Annotated in this window: 13 protein-coding genes; 7 read left to right on the top strand and 6 right to left on the bottom strand. The window is 51.8% G+C overall.

Features of this window, described 5'->3' with window-relative positions; genetic code table 11:
* The first annotated feature begins 9 nt into the window (after positions 1–9).
* Both GCWU000325_RS08235 and pnp read left to right on the top strand, forming a co-directional pair.
* Positions 10–1,695 (top strand): S41 family peptidase, encoded by a 1,686-nt coding sequence (locus GCWU000325_RS08235; RefSeq protein WP_006255934.1) that lies wholly within the window; start codon positions 10–12, stop codon positions 1,693–1,695.
* 409 nt (positions 1,696–2,104) lie between these two features.
* The gene (gene pnp, locus GCWU000325_RS08225; protein WP_006255932.1) at positions 2,105–4,411 is read left to right on the top strand and encodes a polyribonucleotide nucleotidyltransferase; all 2,307 of its coding nucleotides are present in this window, start codon (positions 2,105–2,107) and stop codon (positions 4,409–4,411) included.
* A 367-nt stretch (positions 4,412–4,778) separates the two neighbouring features.
* Here the strand turns inward: pnp and GCWU000325_RS08220 are convergent, their stop codons facing one another.
* Positions 4,779–5,045, bottom strand: coding sequence for a hypothetical protein (locus tag GCWU000325_RS08220; RefSeq protein ID WP_006255931.1), 267 nt, complete (start codon positions 5,043–5,045; stop codon positions 4,779–4,781).
* 120 nt (positions 5,046–5,165) lie between these two features.
* Between GCWU000325_RS08220 and GCWU000325_RS08215 the strand changes: the two genes are divergently transcribed.
* From GCWU000325_RS08215 to GCWU000325_RS08190, 5 genes are all read left to right on the top strand, one after another.
* Entirely contained in the window at positions 5,166–5,696 is a 531-nt protein-coding gene (locus GCWU000325_RS08215) for an RNA polymerase sigma factor (protein WP_006255929.1), read from the top strand.
* A complete protein-coding gene (locus GCWU000325_RS08210) occupies positions 5,693–6,412 on the top strand; it encodes a hypothetical protein (RefSeq protein ID WP_006255928.1) in 720 nt (239 codons plus the stop codon). The genes GCWU000325_RS08215 and GCWU000325_RS08210 overlap by 4 nt, the downstream gene beginning before the upstream one ends.
* 30 nt (positions 6,413–6,442) lie before the next feature.
* On the top strand, positions 6,443–7,717 hold the full coding sequence (locus tag GCWU000325_RS08205; protein ID WP_154646627.1) for an OmpH/Skp family outer membrane protein: 1,275 nt from the start codon (positions 6,443–6,445) through the stop codon (positions 7,715–7,717).
* 486 nt (positions 7,718–8,203) lie between these two features.
* The gene (locus tag GCWU000325_RS08195; RefSeq protein ID WP_006255925.1) at positions 8,204–9,985 is read left to right on the top strand and encodes an Omp28-related outer membrane protein; all 1,782 of its coding nucleotides are present in this window, start codon (positions 8,204–8,206) and stop codon (positions 9,983–9,985) included.
* 32 nt (positions 9,986–10,017) lie between these two features.
* Positions 10,018–11,643 (top strand): leucine-rich repeat domain-containing protein, encoded by a 1,626-nt coding sequence (locus tag GCWU000325_RS08190; RefSeq protein ID WP_006255924.1) that lies wholly within the window; start codon positions 10,018–10,020, stop codon positions 11,641–11,643.
* An 895-nt stretch (positions 11,644–12,538) separates the two neighbouring features.
* Here the strand turns inward: GCWU000325_RS08190 and GCWU000325_RS08185 are convergent.
* The 5 genes from GCWU000325_RS08185 to GCWU000325_RS08165 all read right to left on the bottom strand — a co-directional run bounded on the left by GCWU000325_RS08185 (position 12,539) and on the right by GCWU000325_RS08165 (position 19,046).
* Positions 12,539–14,002, bottom strand: a complete 1,464-nt coding sequence (locus GCWU000325_RS08185; RefSeq protein WP_154646626.1) for a T9SS type A sorting domain-containing protein — start codon at positions 14,000–14,002, stop codon at positions 12,539–12,541.
* Positions 14,003–14,500: 498 nt separating this feature from the next.
* Positions 14,501–14,953, bottom strand: coding sequence for a GatB/YqeY domain-containing protein (locus GCWU000325_RS08180; protein WP_006255917.1), 453 nt, complete (start codon positions 14,951–14,953; stop codon positions 14,501–14,503).
* A 27-nt stretch (positions 14,954–14,980) separates the two neighbouring features.
* Positions 14,981–16,261, bottom strand: coding sequence for a cell division protein FtsZ (locus tag GCWU000325_RS08175; protein WP_006255916.1), 1,281 nt, complete (start codon positions 16,259–16,261; stop codon positions 14,981–14,983).
* A gap of 209 nt (positions 16,262–16,470) precedes the next feature.
* Positions 16,471–17,364: a glucosamine inositolphosphorylceramide transferase family protein gene (locus GCWU000325_RS08170; RefSeq protein WP_006255915.1), complete on the bottom strand. Its 894-nt coding sequence runs from the start codon at positions 17,362–17,364 to the stop codon at positions 16,471–16,473.
* 494 nt (positions 17,365–17,858) lie between these two features.
* Positions 17,859–19,046 carry a class I SAM-dependent methyltransferase gene (locus GCWU000325_RS08165; protein WP_006255912.1) on the bottom strand — a complete coding sequence of 396 codons (1,188 nt, stop codon included), beginning with the start codon at positions 19,044–19,046 and terminating at the stop codon, positions 17,859–17,861.
* Positions 19,047–19,049: the final 3 nt, after the last annotated feature.

The following is a 19,049-nucleotide window of genomic DNA, read 5'->3' as shown; positions in this document are numbered from 1 at the left end:
GAGTGAATTATGAGAAAGATTGCTATTGTTTTGCTCTCGTCCCTGCTCGCGGTGGGGAGTTTGCACGCACAGACACACAACGCAGAAGTAGCCAAGCAGTTGGAGACGTTTAATGTGTTGTATAAGTTGCTCGATCTTTATTACGTCGACACGCTGAACGCGCCCAAGGTGGTGCGGGGTGCGATAGATTATATGCTGGACGGGCTTGACCCCTACACGCAGTACTATCCGGAGAGCGAAGCGCAAGATTTGCAGCAAATGACTACGGGCAAATATGCCGGCGTTGGCGCGGTTATTAGTTTTCGCCGCGATCTTCATCGCTGCGTCATCAATCGTCCTTATGCCGGACAGCCTGCTGCTGAAGCCGGATTGCGCGCCGGAGATATTCTCTTGGAGCAAAACGGAAAAGATTACGGAGAGGCAGCCACAGACGCGGAAAGCGAGCAGGCGTATAGCAACCGTGTGAGCGCTTCGCTGCGCGGCGAGCCTGGCACAAGCTTTACCTTGAAAGTGAAACGCTATGGCGTGAGCAAACCATTGACGTTCAAAATAACGCGCCGCAACATCGTGCTACCCAGCATTACAACGACGCGGATCTTGCAAGACAGTATTGGGTATATTTTGCTCAATCAATATACGGAAGATACGGGGCGCGACATGCAAAAGGCCGTGTCCGAGCTGAAGCAACAGGGCGCTAAGCGCTTGCTGCTCGACTTGCGCAATAACCCCGGCGGACTCGTGGATCAGGCCGCCAAGGTTGTGGCGCTTTTTATCCCGCGCGGCAAGGAAGTAGTCAGCATAAAAGGAAAGATAAAAGAAAACAACGTAACCTATAAGACGAGTGCCGAACCCTTGGATACGAAGATGCCCATCGTCGTCCTGACCAATTACGCGACGGCTTCGGCTGCGGAAATCACGGCCGGCGCCTTGCAGGATTATGACCGCGCCGTTATCATCGGCCAGCGCTCTTATGGTAAAGGACTCGTGCAACAGCCGCGCTCCTTACCCTATCGCGGTGTGCTGAAACTGACGTCTGCGAAATATTATATCCCAAGCGGGCGATGCGTGCAGGCTTACGTTTATAAAGATGGTGCGCCGCAGCATTTGCCGGATAGCTTGGCGAAAGTTTTTCATACGGCCGGCGGGCGCCCCGTTCGCGACAGTGGCGGCATCACGCCCGATGTGAGCGTGCCGACTGACAGTTTGCCGAATTTGTTGGCCTACTTGGCTTCGAGCAATGCGCTGATGGATTATTGTGCCGACTATCGTAATCATCACGCCTCCATCGCTTCGCCCGACAAATTCAGTTTGAGTGATGCCGAGTATACGACATTTATCCAATTTTTGAAGGCCGCCAAATTTACTTACGACACGCAAAGTAAAAAAGCGCTTGAGGTTCTCCGCAAGATTGCGGCTGCCGAGGGCTACGAAGCAATGACGACAGACGAATTTGCGGCTTTGGAGAAGAAATTAGTCCACAATGAAGACTACGATTTCGACTATTGGCGCAAGCCGATCAAACGCTTGGTCGAGGGACAACTGATTACGTGCTATTATGATCAAAAGGGCTTGGCTGACTATAGTCTTCGCGACGATAAAGACCTGAACGAGGGCTTGAAGATTCTGACCAACGACACGCGCTATCGTAGTTTGCTTGCCGCCGGTTTACCCGCCGCACCCGAAAAGTCGGAATAAGTTGCGCCCCGTCGCGTTATTCTCCGCTTAACAAAGGCCTTCGCAGTCGCAACGCTTGCGCTCGGAGGCCTTACGTCTTATTTCACGTTGCCTGAAAGGCTGCTATCGAGCGCCCCGTCTGTTGCCGGCAAGCGTTTATCAAACAGCGGCCGGCCGCCATCGATTGGTCGCAAAAAAATGCCCTAATGCAGCAAACGCAGAAGGCCTTGTGCGCCCTTTTCGTGGTGCTCAAAATCGGCAAAAGTAAGCCGAGGCGCAGCGAGAAGCGGCCCCACAACCCTTGCGGCAAACATTATTTTGCGGGAAATCAGACAAATAAAACCATTCCTCCGCCTACTAACTTAAAAAGTTTATCTATCTTTGTGCGATTTTATATTGACGAAACAACAAATATTTCAGACAAGCTAAGATGAATGTGATTACGAAAACCGTCGCTTTGCCTGATGGCCGCACCATCAGCATAGAGACCGGCAAGTTGGCCAAACAGGCTGATGGCGCTATAATGTTGCGCCTTAACAACACAATGTTATTGGCCACGGTTGTAGCTGCAAAAGACGCCGTCCCGGGCACAGATTTTATGCCCTTACAATGTGATTATAAAGAGAAGTATTCCGCAGCAGGCCGTTTTCCCGGCGGTTTTACGAAGCGCGAAGGCCGCGCTTCCGACTACGAGATTTTAACTTCACGTTTGGTCGATCGCGCACTGCGTCCCCTCTTCCCGAGCAATTATCACGCAGAAGTTTATGTGAACATCACGCTGTTTTCAGCTGATGGCAAGGATATGCCCGACGCATTAGCAGGTTTTGCTGCTTCAGCCGCATTGGCTGCTTCCGATATCCCGTTTGATGGTCCGATATCTGAGGTTCGCGTAGCCCGCATCAATGGTGCTTACGTCATCAATCCTACTTTCGAGCAACTCAAGCAGGCCGATATGGACATTATGGTTGGTGCTACGGAAGAAAACATTATGATGGTCGAAGGCGAGATGGACGAAGTGCCCGAATCAGCTTTGCTCGAAGCGCTCAAGGCGGCTCACGAAGCCATCAAGCCTATGTGTCGTTTGCAGAAGGAGCTGATGAAAGAACTCGGCACTGACGTTAAGCGCGAATACGACCACGAAGTTAACGATGAAGACTTGCGCAAGCAAGTAACAGATGAATGCTATCAACCGGTTTATGCCATTGCTGCAGCCGGCAATCACAATAAAAACCAGCGTGAAGAGGGCTTTACGAAAATTCGTGAAGACTTTAAGGAGCGTTATGTTGCAGCCCACGTTACGTTGGCCGCAGACGAACTCGAAGAGAAGAACGCCCTGATCGACCGTTACTATAATGACGTAGAGCGTGACGCAATGCGTCGTTGCATCCTCGATGAAGGCAAGCGCTTAGATGGTCGCCAGACGACCGAGATCCGCCCCATCTGGTGCGAAGCCGGCCCGCTGCCGATGCCGCACGGCTCTGCCATCTTCACGCGTGGCGAAACGCAAGCCTTGGCTACGACTACGCTCGGCACACGTCTTGACGAAAAGATGATCGACGACGTATTGGACAAGAGCTACCAACGCTTCCTGCTCCACTACAACTTCCCGCCCTTCTCTACCGGTGAGGCTAAAGCGCAACGCGGCGTAGGTCGTCGCGAGATCGGCCACGGCCACTTGGCTTGGCGCGCATTAAAGAATCAGATTCCCGCAGATTTCCCCTATACCGTTCGCATTGTGAGCGACATCCTCGAATCAAACGGTTCCTCATCTATGGCTACCGTTTGCGCAGGTACGCTTTCGCTCCTCGATGCCGGCGTTCCGATGAACCGTCCGGTCAGCGGTATCGCCATGGGCTTAATCAAAAATCCCGGCGAAGAGAAGTATGCGATCCTCTCCGACATACTTGGCGATGAGGACCACTTGGGTGATATGGACTTCAAGACGACCGGCACCATCAACGGTTTGACGGCAACGCAAATGGATATCAAGTGCGACGGTCTTTCCTATGAAATTCTGGAAAAAGCCTTGATGCAGGCTAAGGCAGGTCGCGAACACATCCTCGGAAAGCTCACCGAAACGCTGGCTGAGCCGCGTCCCGACTTCAAGCCCCACGTGCCCCGCATCGTTGCCTTTGAGATTCCGAAAGAGTTTATCGGCGCCGTTATCGGCCCGGGCGGAAAAATCATCCAAGGCATGCAAGAAGAAACCGGCTCTACGATTACTATCGAAGAAGAAGACGGCGTAGGTAAGATCCAAGTAAGCGCTCCGTGCAAAGAAAGCATTGATGCTGCTGTTGCGAAGATCCGCGCCATCGTTGCCGTGCCTGAAGTAGGCGAGATCTACGATGCAAAAATCGTTAGCATTATGCCTTACGGCTGCTTCGTAGAGTTTATGCCGGGCAAGGAAGGCTTGCTCCACATCAGCGAGATCGCTTGGAAGCGCTTGGAGAGCGTAGAAGAAGCCGGCTTGCACGAGGGAGATCACACGTCTGTAAAACTTTTGGAGATCGACGATAAGACCGGCAAGTTCCGCCTCTCTCACCGCGTACTCGAGCCCAAACCTGAGGGCTGGGAAGAGCGCCCGCAGCGCCGTCCGCGTCGCGAAGGTGGCGAACGCCGCAACGATCGCCCACGCCGCGAAGAGGGTAGAGGTCGCCAAGAAGGCAATGCGCCGCAGCCGGAAGAGCCGCGCCGCACGACGCCGCCTGCCATCCCGACCGGCAATTTTGACTTTTAATGAGTATAAAATGTGAATGAGAAAGCCATAGGCTGCTGCCCCCTTCGCCAAGTTTTGGCGGAGGGGGCTATTGTTTAGGCTTGGGCCGACCAAGGGGCCGATGGGTAGGCTTGCGGCTCTCTCTTGCTTTACCGAGCGGCTGGCGCATTTGCTGCAACTTGGTGCGTGAATGCTGCCCTGCGGGAAAAAGACGCGGCCGGTCGAGGGCAGTGCGCCGCCGTCCGAAGCAGCCTCAGCAGTCGTCCTTGTTTTTAGTCTTCTCTCGCAAAAGTAGCACGGGAAAGTCCCGATAAAAACCGGCACGCTATAGGTTTTACCACGCTGAAGTTTGGCGCAGAAGTTGTACGCTCGTGAGCGTAGACCCTTTTTATCGTGAGCGCACACCTTTGTTCTCACGAGCGCAGACCTTTTTTATCGTGAGCGTACACTCAAAAGTTCGGCCCTTCTTGTTGCTTTGATCAACTCGAGGCGGCGTAATGTGAGCCATCAGCGCCTTGAAACCGCACGCGAGGCGCCGCCCTTGCTTGCCTTGAGCGGGGAAAAATCGTTCTGCAGCATTAAAAATCAGGGCGCCCCAAAGCGTAGATGAAGGGTTAGAATTAAAAACTTTGTTAAATTCGTTGACGAAAGCCATTGACTTACGTTTAATCAGTAAAGGCGCAAACCAACAGCCGACGCAAGGCGCACGAATCGTCGATCACGACGCGCCGAACTCAGCCGCCGGCGGCGAGACATCAGCCAACGAGACGGCGAAATGCGCACAACAAGCAACAAGACCGATATGGATCAAGCCACTTTTGAAACTCACGCCACAGCGGCACGCCGGAGCGCATTGAGCGCCAGTCGTGCGATGGGCGTAGATCCGCATTCGGCCGAAGATATTGCACAAGAGACGTTGATACGCCTATGGTCGATGCGCGAAGATTTGGAGCGCTTCAAAAGTATGGTGGCCTTGGCCGGCGTTGTGGCGCGCAGACTTTGCATAGATCGCTTTCGGCGGCGCACGGAAGAGGGCGAGGCGCTCACCGGAGAGTTTCCCTCGACGCTGATTGCAGCCGATGCCCGCTTGGAAGAAGAGGATAACGAGCGCTGGTTGGCACAAAAGCTCAAAACTTTGCCCTCTACGGAATATCAAGTCTTACACTTGCGCCAAGTAGAAGGGCGCTCAAAGGAAGAAATAGCCCGCCTCTTAGGGCTTGAAGCGCGCTCCGTTGCTACCCTTTTGGCGCGTGCACGGCAGCGCTTGCTTAACGAAATCAGAAAAAGAAACGCAGCAGAAAAATGAAGCATATAGTAGCCACATATTCACCAACTGTTCCGTCGGAAGTCGATGTTGAGCGCTTGCTGGCGCGCTTTATGGCGGGCGAAACTTCGCGCGAAGAGGAGCTGCAGTTGGGCGCTTTCTTCCGGCGGCCGAATGTGCCCGAAAAATGGGCCGACTATCGGGAGATGTTTGCTTATTTTGATGCGGGCATGCCGCAACAAAGCGAAGCGCCGGTGCCCCTTGCTGCACCGAAAAAGCAAGGTCGACGGACGCGTTTCTTATCGTTAGGCTTGAGTGGTGCGGCTGCCGCTGCAGTAGGCTTGGCTTTCCTCTTGTCGCCTTCAAGCGAAGTGGATCAACGGCCGATGCCTGCTGCTCCGATTGCTGCCGCTCGCCCCGCTATCTCTGCACAGGAGGCGCCGGAAGTTGAACCGGCGAAAAGTGAGCCGTTGCGGTCGCGACCGAAAATCAAAGTTGCGCGACACGACGCGGACAACGATGAGCAGGCAGATCAAGAGCGACAAGTGGATATGCAGCTGAAAGTCATCGCGATGCAAAACGCGTTGGCGCTCCTCGATTATGAGGCGAAAGATCAGTTGGAGCAAGTGAGAGCTTGGGCCAAGGAAGAGAACGCCAATAAGACGGCCGTCTCTGCACTCAACGATGCTATTTACTGGGAGGATAAACCTTCGACGACAACCGCGGATGCGTCGGATGCCAATTCTATTACTCCTTAATTATTTATACAAAACAAGGCAATGAAGACTATGAGATCAAAATTTTTGTCGGCCTGCTTGGTCGCTGCACTCCTGACGCCGGCGACGCTACAGGCGCAGCAACGCTTCAATAAGGCGCTCCGCGACTTTGTCGGCAAGGTGAAGGAGAATGCCGGTAAGACGGCAAAGAAGTCGGCTCTGCCGCCGCGCATTGTGGATTACCGCATGGAGGCTGCCGGATCGGACGATAGGGGCGTGGAAATCTATGCTTTCAGCTTGAAAGGGAAACAACAGAAATGGTTGGACGATATTTACACAGCCTATGAGCAAGATCGCTACACGGCGACGAAATCTTTTCGCAAGGATGCGAGCGGAACACCTGTAAAAACCAAAAAGGGCGAGTTTAGTGCCACTACGGGCGGTAATGGTGTCTTTGTCAAGATACCGAAAGTGAAGGTCAAGGGCGGTGGTATCACGGTGATACCGGGCAACGTTGCGTTCTCGAGCGCAGGACGTTACCTTTTTAATTACGGAAAAGACTACGAGCGGAGTTTTACGTTGGGCAATAGTTTGCAGGATAACGTGCTGATCCTTACCAAGGACGATAATGTCGATACAAAACTGCGCTATGCTTACGCGATTGAATGGGCGAAACGACCGGAAACCGGGACGATCGAGGGGCGAATCTGCTTCATACATTCTATGCGTCCGGATGTGCTCGAACAAGAAAAGCGAAGCCGCGCCGAAGCTGACGCTGCGAAAGAGGCTGAACAAGTGGATGGCTGGAGACAATGGGGTAGGCAACTGGGCGAACTTGCCATTGACCGAGGCGCTATGGAAACTTTGGAGCGCTTATCCACAAGATTGGGAGAGTTGATTACGGCCTTTGGGAATGAAGCATCGAAACTCTCGCCTGCAGAACGGAAGCGGCGCGAAAAAGAGATCAATGCGCTGGCCGACAAGATTAACAATTTGGCGCAGAAGTTGCAGAAAAGGAACGGCGACGGCGTTGTCTCTTTCAGCGAAAACTTCCCTTTCGATGATGAAGCAGAGGCTGCGGGAATGAGTGCTGAGGATTTCTTGTCGAATTTTGAGGGCTTGCGCAGGGCATTCCAAAGCAACGGCTATCTGCGCCCGACATTGGCCAACCGTTTATTGTCGCTCTGCAAGGATAATGCGCAAAACTTGTCGCAAAACGAGCGGGAAATTTGCGCAAAGGCATTGGATGAATTAGCACAACTGACGGATGATTCATTTACCATAGGACTTTTGAAAGAAGCAAAAGAACAGGTGTATAAGATACCAAAAAACAAGGCGAAAAAGTAGCGACTCGCTTTCGCCTCAATAATATATAATATAACCGACGGGCTTCCTCCTTCTCACTCGGACGTATCCGAGAGAGAAGGGGGAAGTCTTTTTTGTGCGAATCCTTTGACTGCCTTATCCGAGGAAGCGTGAGGAGAATCCGCATTCCAAACAACACCGGGTAAAGCCGCGCTCGGCTGACTTTGCAACGCGCTGCGGTAAGAGGAAAATGCACATTTGAGGATGATATCCCTTAAAAAAATACTTGTAAATCTTTGCAGATTGAATGGGAAACAGTAAATTCGCCACAGAGTTAAGAAAAGTGCACGTCAATTTTTGGATCTGTGCATACATAAGTTAGAAAATGCATACCGGAGTTGGGATAAGTACACGCCGAATGCTGCTTTGTGGCCCCTAATTCATAGTTTACGATTTGAAAACCGAACTTTTTAGGGCCGTAGCAGGTACCGGCTCTTTTATATCCTCATCCGCTAATTGAAAATACGAATGATGAATAAATTTTTTCTTACTTTCTTTTTGTGCTTGTCGGGATTTGCCGCCTCAGCACAGCATACCGCGAAAATAAGTTACAGCGGTGGTTTAATCAATAAAGAATCCGGCTTCTTAATAAAAGGAAGAGGGCAGGCAGAAGCCGCAATTTATCTTCCTGCACGCTTGCTTTCGGGATACGCAGGCGCTTCGTTGTCGGGCGTAGCCGTGGGATTCACCACACGAAAGAACGTGGAGACGCTACGTGTTTGGGTTCGCTCGTCACTAACCGGGGAAAATTTGGCAGAAGGGCAGATTACGTCAAAAGAAGGCCAAACCATTATTCAAGGACGTAACGTCGTAGCATTTACAAAACCTTATACGCTGAAAGCTAATGAGGATTTGTATGTCGGTTATACTTATCAGCATCGCGACAAAACAAATGCCGTGTCGATCATACCCGGACGCTTGGAGAACAGTTGCTTTATTAAAGTGGCGGAGAATGCGGCTTGGGAGGATAAGCACGCAGAGGGCGTTTTGAGCGTTGAGGCTCTCGTCGACGGGGATGCGCTTCCGGCTTACGATCTCGGGCTTCTCGAAACTCAAGTCGAGGGTTGTCCGGCAAAAGATAGCGTTTTTGTCCGCGCATTCGTTTGCAATCCGGGTACAAAACGCGTGCAAGGCTTTGAACTTTCCGTAAAAGAGCGGCAGACGGGGCGTATTTTTAAGCACCGGTTCGCAATGCCGATTTCGCAGGGCGGTGTAGCGCAGGCTGAAATTGGGCTTGCAGCGACGCACGATGCAGCTTCCGGCAAGCACGATTGGGACGTATCGATCAGCGACTTGCCTGACGGGAATAAAGATGCGATAGCGGCCAACAATAGTGCGGCGGCGAAATTTTCTTTTCTGAAATCCGTCGCCATAGAAGAGTTTACGACGCAACATTGTCGCAATTGTCCGCGCGTTTCAGGTTATCTAAAGCAAGCATTAAGCAAGGAAGCATTTCGCGACCGCGCAGTTGTCCTCTGCCACCACGCAGGTTTCCAGACGGATGCCTTTACGATAGACGCCGATAAGGCTTATACGTGGTTCTATAATCAAGACGGGCTTTACGCGCCGGCCGTTATGTATGATCGCTTCCCATTTTTCAAGACCGATACCAAAGGGTTGCCGACGCCGCTTCACACTCCGGAGCTAAGCGATATTGAAAAATATCTCAGCAAGCGCCTGTTAGTTCCGTCTAACAACTATCCGGCTGTGAAGCAAGTCCGCGTTGATGGCGACCGCCTTGAGTTTGATGTCGAAATCTTCCGACTCCCGACTTCCGAGAAGGCTCCCGACCGCCTGACCGTCTTTTTATTGGAAGACAACATCGAAGCTCCGCAAGCCGGCGCCCCGGATGCGCAACACTATAAACACATGCACGTGGGACGAAGTGTCAATGAAACGTGGGGCGAGTCCATAGATCCGGCGGGAGGCAACGTCATACGTCATTACAGCTTTGATCTTAACCCCTCTTGGAATCGGAAAAATTTAGCCATTGTCGCACTCATCGGTTATTACAATGAGAATAATATCGCCGAATGCTTTATCGACAACGCCACAATTTACCGTTTGTCTGAGATCTCCACGGGGATCGGAGAGATTACGACAGATCAAAAGTCGACACCCTCTAAAAAAACTTTTTACGACTTAAACGGCAGGCAAATCAGCGCCGATCATCTATCGGCAGGCATCTACATTGTCCGCGAGCAAGCCCCAAATGGGAGCGTCAAAACGAGCAAAATCATCGTAAGATGATGCCTATATATCAAACAACAAATTAAATACTTATGAACATCTTCTCAATTACTCTTTTACAGAGCAAACTATTGAAAGGCGCCCTTAGTAGAGGCCCTCAGAAACTCTTGTTCGCTTTATTCTTCGTGATGGCTGCGGGGATTCAAGCGCAAAACAGTGGAAACGCAGGTCCGCTGCAGTGGCAATACGATAAAGAAACGAAAAAATTAACCATCTCCGGCCAAGGAGCAATTCCCGATTATGAAGAAGACGCACAGCCTTGGGCCCCATTTGCCAGAGAGATTAAGACGGCAGAAGTGGGAGAGGGCGTCACTATGATTGGCGACAACGCTTTTACCTACAGCTTGAAAATGGAAAAAATCTCACTTCCCAAAACGCTGACTGAGATTGGCTACCACGCTTTCTATAGTTGCCAGAAGTTAGCTTCGGTTTCCATTCCGGCAACGGTGAAAAAGATCGGCGACAGAGCCTTTCAAGAATGTTTTGAGCTGAAAGAAATAGAAGTAGATGAGAATAATGCAAATTATTCTTCGTTAGACGGTGTCTTATACAACAAAAAAGAGACGCTATTGATCCGTTATCCGGCCGGTAAGGATGAAGATTTCACCATTCCGAACACAGTTACCACCATCGGCGACGATGCTTTTTCCGACTGCGAGGCATTATTGCACGTGACGATTCCCAATAGCGTGACGCGAATTGGCGATTACGCCTTCTACAAGTGTGTAGGTTTGGAAGAAATCTCCATTCCTGCGAGCGTTACGTCCATCGGCGATGGAGCTTTGGCCGGTTGTTCATCGCTTATGGGCATTGTTGTCGATGACAAGAACTCCACTTACGCTTCCGATGAAGGCATATTATATTCGAAAGACAAGACTCGACTCATCCAATATCCTGCCGGCAAAGACGAAACTGACATTCTCGTTCCTGAAGGTGTGAAAGTGATCGGTCTCGGCGCTTTTGTTAGCACCATCAACTTGAAGAACGTTATTCTTCCCGACGGACTTACGACCATCGAAGAAGACGCTTTCGCCGATGGAGAGGCATTGCAGACGGTGGTTATCCCCGCCAGCGTAACGCGAATCGACAATCGAGCTTTCTTTGCTTCAGAAGAACTCCTCACCGCTAAGATTCCGGAGGGCATAGAGCGCATTGGCGACGACGTGTTCAATAGCTGTAAGGCCATGACCTCGATCATCATCCCCCAATCGCTCAAGAGCATAGGCCGAAGTGCCTTTGAATATTGCGTTTCTTTGGGTTCCATTACCCTTCCCGCAGGCGTTACGAGCATCGGCCCCAAAGCCTTTGAAGGTTGCTTCTTGCTGAAGACGCTTGTTGCGCAGATGCCCGATCCCGACCGTGTGATGCTGGGAGATGACGTCTTCCGCCATGTTCCGAAAGATAATACAAAGAACACCTTCTGCCAACTCTACGTGCCCGAAGGCAGCAAGCAGAAATATGAGGCTGCTGCTCAGTGGAAAGACTTCGCACCAAACATCCTCGAAGGTCTCCCCCTCGGCATTCGTCCGCTTGAAAATGAACGCCCGATGCGCAAATCCGGAATTTACAGACTCGACGGTGTGCGCTGCCAAGGCTCATTGCAGCAGTTGCCGGCCGGTATTTACATTGTCAATGGCAAGAAAGTAGCGAAGAAATAACGCGCTTGCGCCCTTAGGCGTATGATATACATAAGCCGGATGGTCGATTGCTCTCGACTATCCGGCTTCTTCATTCCTCTTTATAAGGAAATATGCAAGCCGATGACACAATATATAAAGATGCACGTCCGCTTCCCAACGCGGCACTACGGGCAATGAGGCTTCTTAGCACCACCAATGGATGCGTAGCGCTGCATCAGGCTGTACGCCTCGGCCTTTTCACTTTTCAACTTGGGGATTAAAGTAGAAAAAAGACAAGGAATATGTGTGCACGAAACGGGTAATAGGGCGGCCGGAACGCAGTCAGAACCTTTTTTATCACGAGAAAAAAGGTTTGCGCTCACGATAAAAAGAGTTTGCGCTCACGATAAAAAGAGTTTGCGCTCGTGATAAAAATTGCTTACGCTCGTGAGCGCAAATGAAGCGGATGGGATATGGGGCTTCTTTTGGGGGAGTAAGCGCGTGAAATAATGGGCCGGACAGTAGCGCTGCGGCCCGCCCGTCGGTCAATTATGCGACGGTCTAAAAGATAGTCCAATCCAAGCAGGTACGGCCGGCATATTTTGGGGCTGTAAAGGGCGAGTTTATGAGGAAAAACAGCCGCGGAATATTCGCCATTTCAGCATTGGCGGATTAAGGCTAATCCTCGATGAAATGGCACTTTTTGCGACGTATGCCGCACAAAGCGCTTCGCGACAAAAGGCCGCTCCCCAAGCCGCCGGTCGGGCGCGGACGCAAGGCGATGACCGACAAAAAAATACGAAACAGAGCTGTGGGCAGAAATATCCCCTTTGCTCGGATTCCGATAAAAGGAAGTCGGTAGCCGAACAAAGGGGATTATGATGCGCCGTGCTATTGCCGTGGAGTGGTCGTGTAGCAGCAGCGGAGAGAATGCTTACAGTTTTACTTTATACGTGGAAGTCTTGCCACCGGAAACGAGGCGAACGATGTACGTGCCTTTCTCCAATTGTGAACCGAGCGGGAGGAGGCGGCCGTCAATCGTATAAACTTGGAGCGTGTTGTAGCGGCCATTCACTTGGATCTGACCATTGACAATCGCGATGGAAGCTTGCTCGCCTTGGTTGATGTTGCGGATGCCGGTCGTGTTGTTTTCAGGCACGGGGAGACCGTCGTTGACGCCTGATTTGATGATCCAGATGCCTGACGCGTCATCTTCGTTGAGTTTGTTGACGAACTCCTGCTTTTTCATGTCTTCGTAGTCGACGCCAATGCCGGTTGAGTAGCTGCTGCCGTCCTCCATTTTTGCGTAATAGCTGTTGAAAATCGTTGTCGGGAAAGATCCGGGTACGATGGGGTCCATCAGCGTCGGCGAACTATAAATCAAAGCGCCTGCTTGATAGCAGTTGGTGATCTCGATAATGCTTCCGTCGACGGCCTCTTCCGTATTTCCGATGATGCCACCAATGGTGCCGTCGGTCGCGCTTTGTTCGTTGAGAGCGCTAACTTCGCCGGTGTTGTAGCAATCTCTGATGGTTATGGAGCGTTTAATTTGTCCGATGATGCCGCCGGTATTGGTGCTGTGCTCCTTAACTGCAGCGCGGTTGCCGCAACGCTCGATTTTCGTGCCGTCTTGCGTGTTGGAGCCGACGAGACCTCCGGTGATGCCGAGGTAGCACGTGAGGGGCGCGTCGTTGGTGCAGTCTGCGATTTCGCTCGCTGCGCCGGCGATGAGTCCGCCCACAATGCCGCCGCCGTAAAATCTGTGGCAGTTGACTACATAATCTTTACCCGTGTGGCAATTGATGATCTTTGTGCCGTCCATTCCCACACCTACGATGCCGCCGATGATGTGGTCGCCTTCGACTTTACCGCTTGCGATGGTGAGGTTCTTGATCGTAGCGCCTTTAACGATACCGAAGAAGCCGAACATAGCGTATTGGTCATTGTGGAATGTGAAGTTGCGGATGCTGTGGTTGTTGCCATCGAAAGTACCCATAAACGGGCGAATTCTTGTCGGGTCGTCAGCCGTGCGATCAAAGCCGTTGCCGATGGGGCGCAAGTCTTCTACGCCGGCGAGGTTAATGTCATTCTCCATACGGAAGAATTTGCCGGCGAAAGTGTTTTTGTCCTCTTCCACAGCCTTGGAGAGGGCTTTCAGGTCATCGACAGTCTTCACGAGATAAGGGTTGGCCTGCGTGCCTTCGCCGCCACTGAAGGCCGGCGCTTGGGTGCTTTGACGCAGCTGTTTGCGAGCGCCTGCTTTTTGAGCTTGTAGGTATTGCTGCAAAGTGAGCTCTACTTGAGCCTGCATTTGCTTTGGGGTGACGTCGGCCATAGATGATCCGGGCAGACAAATTGCTGCTAAAGAAAGAAGCAGCGTAGCGTTAAGGTGTTTCATATTTAGATCTTTAAATGTTTTGTTCGTTTGCACTTTTCCAAAATCTCAATAGGCGGCGATGCACACTCGTGGCATAATAAAGCTGCTCGGTCCGCTCGCACTGCGCTCCGGCAACAATATCTTCTGTCGGCGCACCTCCAAATCTTGCTTTGATAGGCAAAACGTGGGATAAGATTATGGTGCAAATATATGATTTTAATTTTAGGCAAGTAGAAAAAATCCCAAAATGTAGTTAAGTTTTTTCACGTTCAGGTTTGCATTGTCGCCAATTCTTAGGTGAACAGTTCCCAATTTGTTCAAAAATAAAGAATTTGTGTTGTAATTGATTGGGAAAAAGATTTGAGGCATTCGGTAACTCATTTTAGGCACGCGAAACGAACAAGAGCGCGCGAAAGCCCGAACTTGTACAAGTTCGGGCTTTATTATCTTTTCATTTTCTTTACTTTGCTCAGCTTAGATCTATACCATATTATATATAGGCCCTTTCGCCTTGCCGTTTTATTGCGCCAAGAGTTTCTTAACCCAGTCAGAAATAGCCTTACCATCGGCTTTTCCGGCCAAGCGTTTTGATGCTTCGCCCATTACGCGGCCCATATCCTTCATCGAAGTAGCCCCCGTTTCGGCGATGATAGCCTTCACGGCAACTTCAAGCTCTTCCGGTGTGAGCGCCTTTGGTAAATACTCCTCGATGATCGCAGCCTGCGCCGCTTCTTCTTCAGCCAAGTCCGGCCGGCCCTGTTCCGTGTAAAGTTTCGCCGTATCGCGGCCTTGTTTAGCAAGTTTCGACAAGATTTTGAGCGCTTGCGCGTCCGTCAACGTGTCGTTTGCGCCCGGCGCCGTCTTTGCTTCGATGAAAAACTTCTTGATATTGCGCAGCGTTTCAAGCCGTATTTTATCCTTAGCCTTCATCGCTGCTACAATATCCTTGCTGATTTGTTCAAATAAGTCCATAATCAATAATGTTTATGATGATTACTGTTAATCAAAATTGATGATAAGTGGCGTTTCCTCCTCTTTCGCGGCGTCCGATTCTGTCGATTGCGGCGCTTTCCTTCGTCCGGCTTCGAGCGCTTGGCGTATTTGGCGCGCCATCTCCGGTGTACGGTTTCGCGTAGGCACACTTTCGAATAATTCCGGCAAGTCGCCGTTGATCATATCCTCTAATTGCAGGCGGATGATAAAGGCGTGCGGGCGCTTTTGGCGCTTTCCAGAACCGTAAATGCGTTCGCGGCGGATTGCCCGTTTCGTGCGCTCGTCCTCAGAAAGCGCGTCAGTTTGGTCCGACTTCTCATTAAAGACCCCAAAGCCGGATGCCAGAATCGTCACTTTGATTTCGTCGCCCATAGCTGCGTCGGGCACGAAACCCCATTTGAAATATGGGTTGCCATCGAAGCGCGTTGTGAAATGCTCTATTTCGCTCATTTCATCGATGAGCAAGGCTTGGTCCGGCTCCGAACTACAAGTGATGGCCATGGCAATACGCGTGGCCCGAAAGATATCTTTATTATTGAGCAAGGGCGAATAGAGCGCATCGCGAATGGCTCGCGTGACGCGTTGAGGCCCTGTTGCGTGTCCCGAAGATATGACGGCCAAGCCACCTTGATGCAAAACCATATTCACATCGCGGAAGTCGAGGTTGACACGGCCGCGCATTTTGATGATTTCCACAATACTCCCGACAGCTTTCGTCAGTGTTTCGTCGGCTTTCTTGAAGGCATTGATGACAGTGAGGTCCGGATAAATTTCTCGGAGCCGTTCGTTGTTGATGACGAGTATGGCATCGACCTCTTTGGCCAACCTTTCGACGCCGTCTAAGGCTTTATCGACTTGCCGCTGCAACTCAAAAAGAAACGGAATCGTCACGATGGCCACCGTAAGCAGCCCGCGCGATTTTGCTTCTCGCGCAATGATCGGCGAAGCGCCCGTTCCCGTTCCACCGCCCATTCCCGCGGTGATAAAGACCATCTTCGTATCTTCGTCAAAGATGTCATCGATCGCCTCCAAATCGCCCTCGGCCAGTGCTCGCCCTGTCTCCGGATCGCCGCCGGCTCCAAGTCCGGGCCCAAGCTGCAGACGATCGGGCACCGCACTGCTTTCAAGCGCTTTCCGGTCCGTGTTGCAGACGAGGAAGCGTACGTCGTGGAGGCCCTCACAGTACATGTTGGCTACAGCATTTCCACCGCCGCCGCCTACGCCTATCACTTTGATGATCGAAGAGCGCGTGCAGTCGACAGGTTCGATAAGGAGTTCGTCGTTCATTGTTGGTGTTCAGCGCAGAAGCGCTTATGTTATGGTCGGTTTGTTAACTATTTTTGTGGTGTTTGGCTGAACGGCCGGGGCGTAGTTCTGTAGCTGCGATGGGTTCGGCTGCCGGCCATTTTTGCAAAACTAACAAAAAAAGCGGGAGATTATCTCTTTTTTGCTGCCTAACTGAAGATTTATTTTGCGCGATCGGTCGGCGTGCGCCGTCATACCAAAAAGCGGCGAAACGGGCGGTACAGCCAGTTCATCAGTCGGCGTAAATTCGGGTGTCGATACGACAGACAGTCGACAACAACAGTATTTTCATACGTGTTAAACGTATGAAGCCCCTGCGAAAAGCGCGGATCGGTGGAGTGGAGGCGCACCCCGCTGCCGACGCTCCAACCCGTGTGCGGATCATAGTTTAAAGGCTGAAGTAGAACGCCCTCGCCGTAATGACGATTGCAAATCTGCGCGGGCCGATAGAGTTGCCCCTCGAAGCGAAAGAGGCTGCCGGCATTGCGCGCAATAAATTCCGGAAAGCGCAAATGAGAAGTGGCTTCATACGCATCGCCTTGCTTTTTCAAAAAATGCAGTGTTCGCCCGTAAGGGTCCGCATCCATCGAGCCGATGAGCCACTCTTCGCCGCCCGATTGATGGAATACGACATCGACAAGTGGCACTTTCGTTAGCAAACGATCGAAGACAAACGCGTCTCGCGCACGATCGTAGCGAAACAGGCTATGTTCGCCGGAAGCAATGTTTTCCGGATGGATGAAAATTTCGCCATCGCGGCGCACAATCTCCGGAAAACTCAAATGGGTGGGTAGGCTAAGAACGGTCTTTGCCTCGAGTACCTGCCCCGTAGTGCGCGCTATGGTCAGGCGTTCGATGTGTCCCTGCAATTTTCGCTCTACATAAGCTTCCACCAAAAGCGTGATTTCGCTCGGCGAAACGTCTAAAATAAACGGATCGCCATACCAAACGCCCTTTTCGGGCGCTTCGATGGGCACGAAACGCAAGGATGCGCCGGCCAAAATATCGGCAAGCGGCGTCGTAACCAAGGCCACGCGCCAACAAGAGCCGACCAGCGGCGCCAAGCGTTCTCGAAGATTAGGCATAAGCCGTCATATATAATATAATGTGTCAACGCATTGCGCGCGTTGTGTTGTTCGCCGTCAGCGTGCGTGCGGTTTTTGTGGTAGCGACACTGATTGATAAGTCTACAAAGCTACGAAATAAATAGCGTTGTCGCCGTTTCGCATCGCTACTTTCTCCGTTTTGAGCGGAAAAGTCAAGATCGTCGGCCGTAGAAGTGCACCTTTTCAACCTGCCCTTGCTCTTAGCTTATCTTCCAACAAGCGCTGTGCCGCGAAGTACCGTTTTCGGAATACGCATTCTCTACTCTCTGCTGCTGCCACATTTGATACAGGCCGGTGGCGGCGCAAAATGCTGCTTCGCCATATGGTTTTTTATGCCTACAATGCCATTCGGCGATTGTTTGGTGCCGCCAAACTATTGTTTGCTCCCACCAAACTATTGTTTGCCCCGACCAAACCATCGTTTGCCGGCACCAAACGATACGAGACCTTGAATATGGAGATGCAAAAACCAACTAATCGGGCCGATGACTTGCGGGCAACTTTTCGCAGGCTATGATCACCTTTTGCCCATCGTAGAGCGTCGTGGCAAACCAATAGTCGTCGCCGCCCTCTTTTACGTGGAGCTTCTTTCGGAGTGCGTCTACCGTCATCGGAAAGTTGCGCACGGTGATGTTAGCCCGCTTCGTGTCGCCGCAGAAATCTTTCAGCGCTGCCTTGTTCATTGTCGTCGTGCGCAGACAGCGGAAGCGGCGGCCCGGAAAGTCGGCGATAAACTGTGTGGATGTATATAAATGACTGTTGGGATGCAACTTTTTCAAGTTGAATCTGAGAGTCGGCAATTTGAGCGCGCCCGCTTTCAAAAGCGCCGCCGAAGGTTCGTAAAGAAAGGTCTCAACCTCGGCAGTAAAAGTGCAATTTGCGGCGGTTTCATCGGCAGTTTGGAAAGAAAAATCCATCCCGTCTCGACAGTGAATCGATGGCGGGCCGTCCGTAGGACCCAGCAGCAAGAGCAAGTCCTTACATTCTCCTTTTTCAGCAAACACGTGGACCTCGCAAACCTGCCCCAAATCGCTCATCGCCGTGTGCCAATCGAGCATCGGCGAGAGTTTCAGGAGCGTATAGCGCGCCTTTTCGCGCAGCAAGGGTAATACATCCATTACGTTGGGCTCGCAATCGGCCAAACTCACGACCTTCCGGCCCGCTCCATCGCGCCGCGCCGGATCCAGCAAGATGAAATCAGCCGGCGGCATTGCCTGCAAATAAGCCACGCCATCGGCGTTGACGAAGTGCGCGTTGTGCAGGCCCAGCAAAGGGAGATTATGGGTTGCCAATTGGCACAAATCCGCCTGCTGTTCCACGTAAATCGCCTCGTCAAACAGTTGTCCGAGATAAAAAAAGTCAACTCCGAAACCGCCGGTCAGATCTACCATCCGCCCACCTGCGGGTAAGTGGCGGCGAATGACCTCCGCCTTATAGCGTGCGGCCAACTCGCCGGAGCATTGCTCCAACGAAAGGCGGCGCGGATAGCGAAGTCGCGGCTCGGCAGCCCACGTTGGTACTTTCGCGTTCAACTTCTGCCAACCCTCGATCTGACGCAGGATGTATTCAGCCTCTTCGCGGGGGCGGTCGGCAAGCAGCAGTGCCAGCGTAGGTACACTCTCCGTGCGGTGATCTCGGATAAAAGCTTCAGCGTTTTCCATAAA

The organism is Alloprevotella tannerae ATCC 51259 (assembly GCF_000159995.1).
Taxonomy (GTDB): domain Bacteria; phylum Bacteroidota; class Bacteroidia; order Bacteroidales; family Bacteroidaceae; genus Alloprevotella; species Alloprevotella tannerae.
This window is presented reverse-complemented; position numbering and strand designations above follow the sequence as displayed.

Coding starts and splice junctions, on each gene's coding strand:
- GCWU000325_RS08235 (WP_006255934.1), top strand. CDS start 10: ATGAGAAAGATTGCTATTGTTTTGCTCTCGTCCCTGCTCGCGGTGGGG.
- pnp (WP_006255932.1), top strand. CDS start 2,105: ATGAATGTGATTACGAAAACCGTCGCTTTGCCTGATGGCCGCACCATC.
- GCWU000325_RS08220 (WP_006255931.1), bottom strand. CDS start 5,045: ATGGCTTTCGTCAACGAATTTAACAAAGTTTTTAATTCTAACCCTTCA.
- GCWU000325_RS08215 (WP_006255929.1), top strand. CDS start 5,166: ATGCGCACAACAAGCAACAAGACCGATATGGATCAAGCCACTTTTGAA.
- GCWU000325_RS08210 (WP_006255928.1), top strand. CDS start 5,693: ATGAAGCATATAGTAGCCACATATTCACCAACTGTTCCGTCGGAAGTC.
- GCWU000325_RS08205 (WP_154646627.1), top strand. CDS start 6,443: ATGAGATCAAAATTTTTGTCGGCCTGCTTGGTCGCTGCACTCCTGACG.
- GCWU000325_RS08195 (WP_006255925.1), top strand. CDS start 8,204: ATGATGAATAAATTTTTTCTTACTTTCTTTTTGTGCTTGTCGGGATTT.
- GCWU000325_RS08190 (WP_006255924.1), top strand. CDS start 10,018: ATGAACATCTTCTCAATTACTCTTTTACAGAGCAAACTATTGAAAGGC.
- GCWU000325_RS08185 (WP_154646626.1), bottom strand. CDS start 14,002: ATGAAACACCTTAACGCTACGCTGCTTCTTTCTTTAGCAGCAATTTGT.
- GCWU000325_RS08180 (WP_006255917.1), bottom strand. CDS start 14,953: ATGGACTTATTTGAACAAATCAGCAAGGATATTGTAGCAGCGATGAAG.
- GCWU000325_RS08175 (WP_006255916.1), bottom strand. CDS start 16,261: ATGAACGACGAACTCCTTATCGAACCTGTCGACTGCACGCGCTCTTCG.
- GCWU000325_RS08170 (WP_006255915.1), bottom strand. CDS start 17,364: ATGCCTAATCTTCGAGAACGCTTGGCGCCGCTGGTCGGCTCTTGTTGG.
- GCWU000325_RS08165 (WP_006255912.1), bottom strand. CDS start 19,046: ATGGAAAACGCTGAAGCTTTTATCCGAGATCACCGCACGGAGAGTGTA.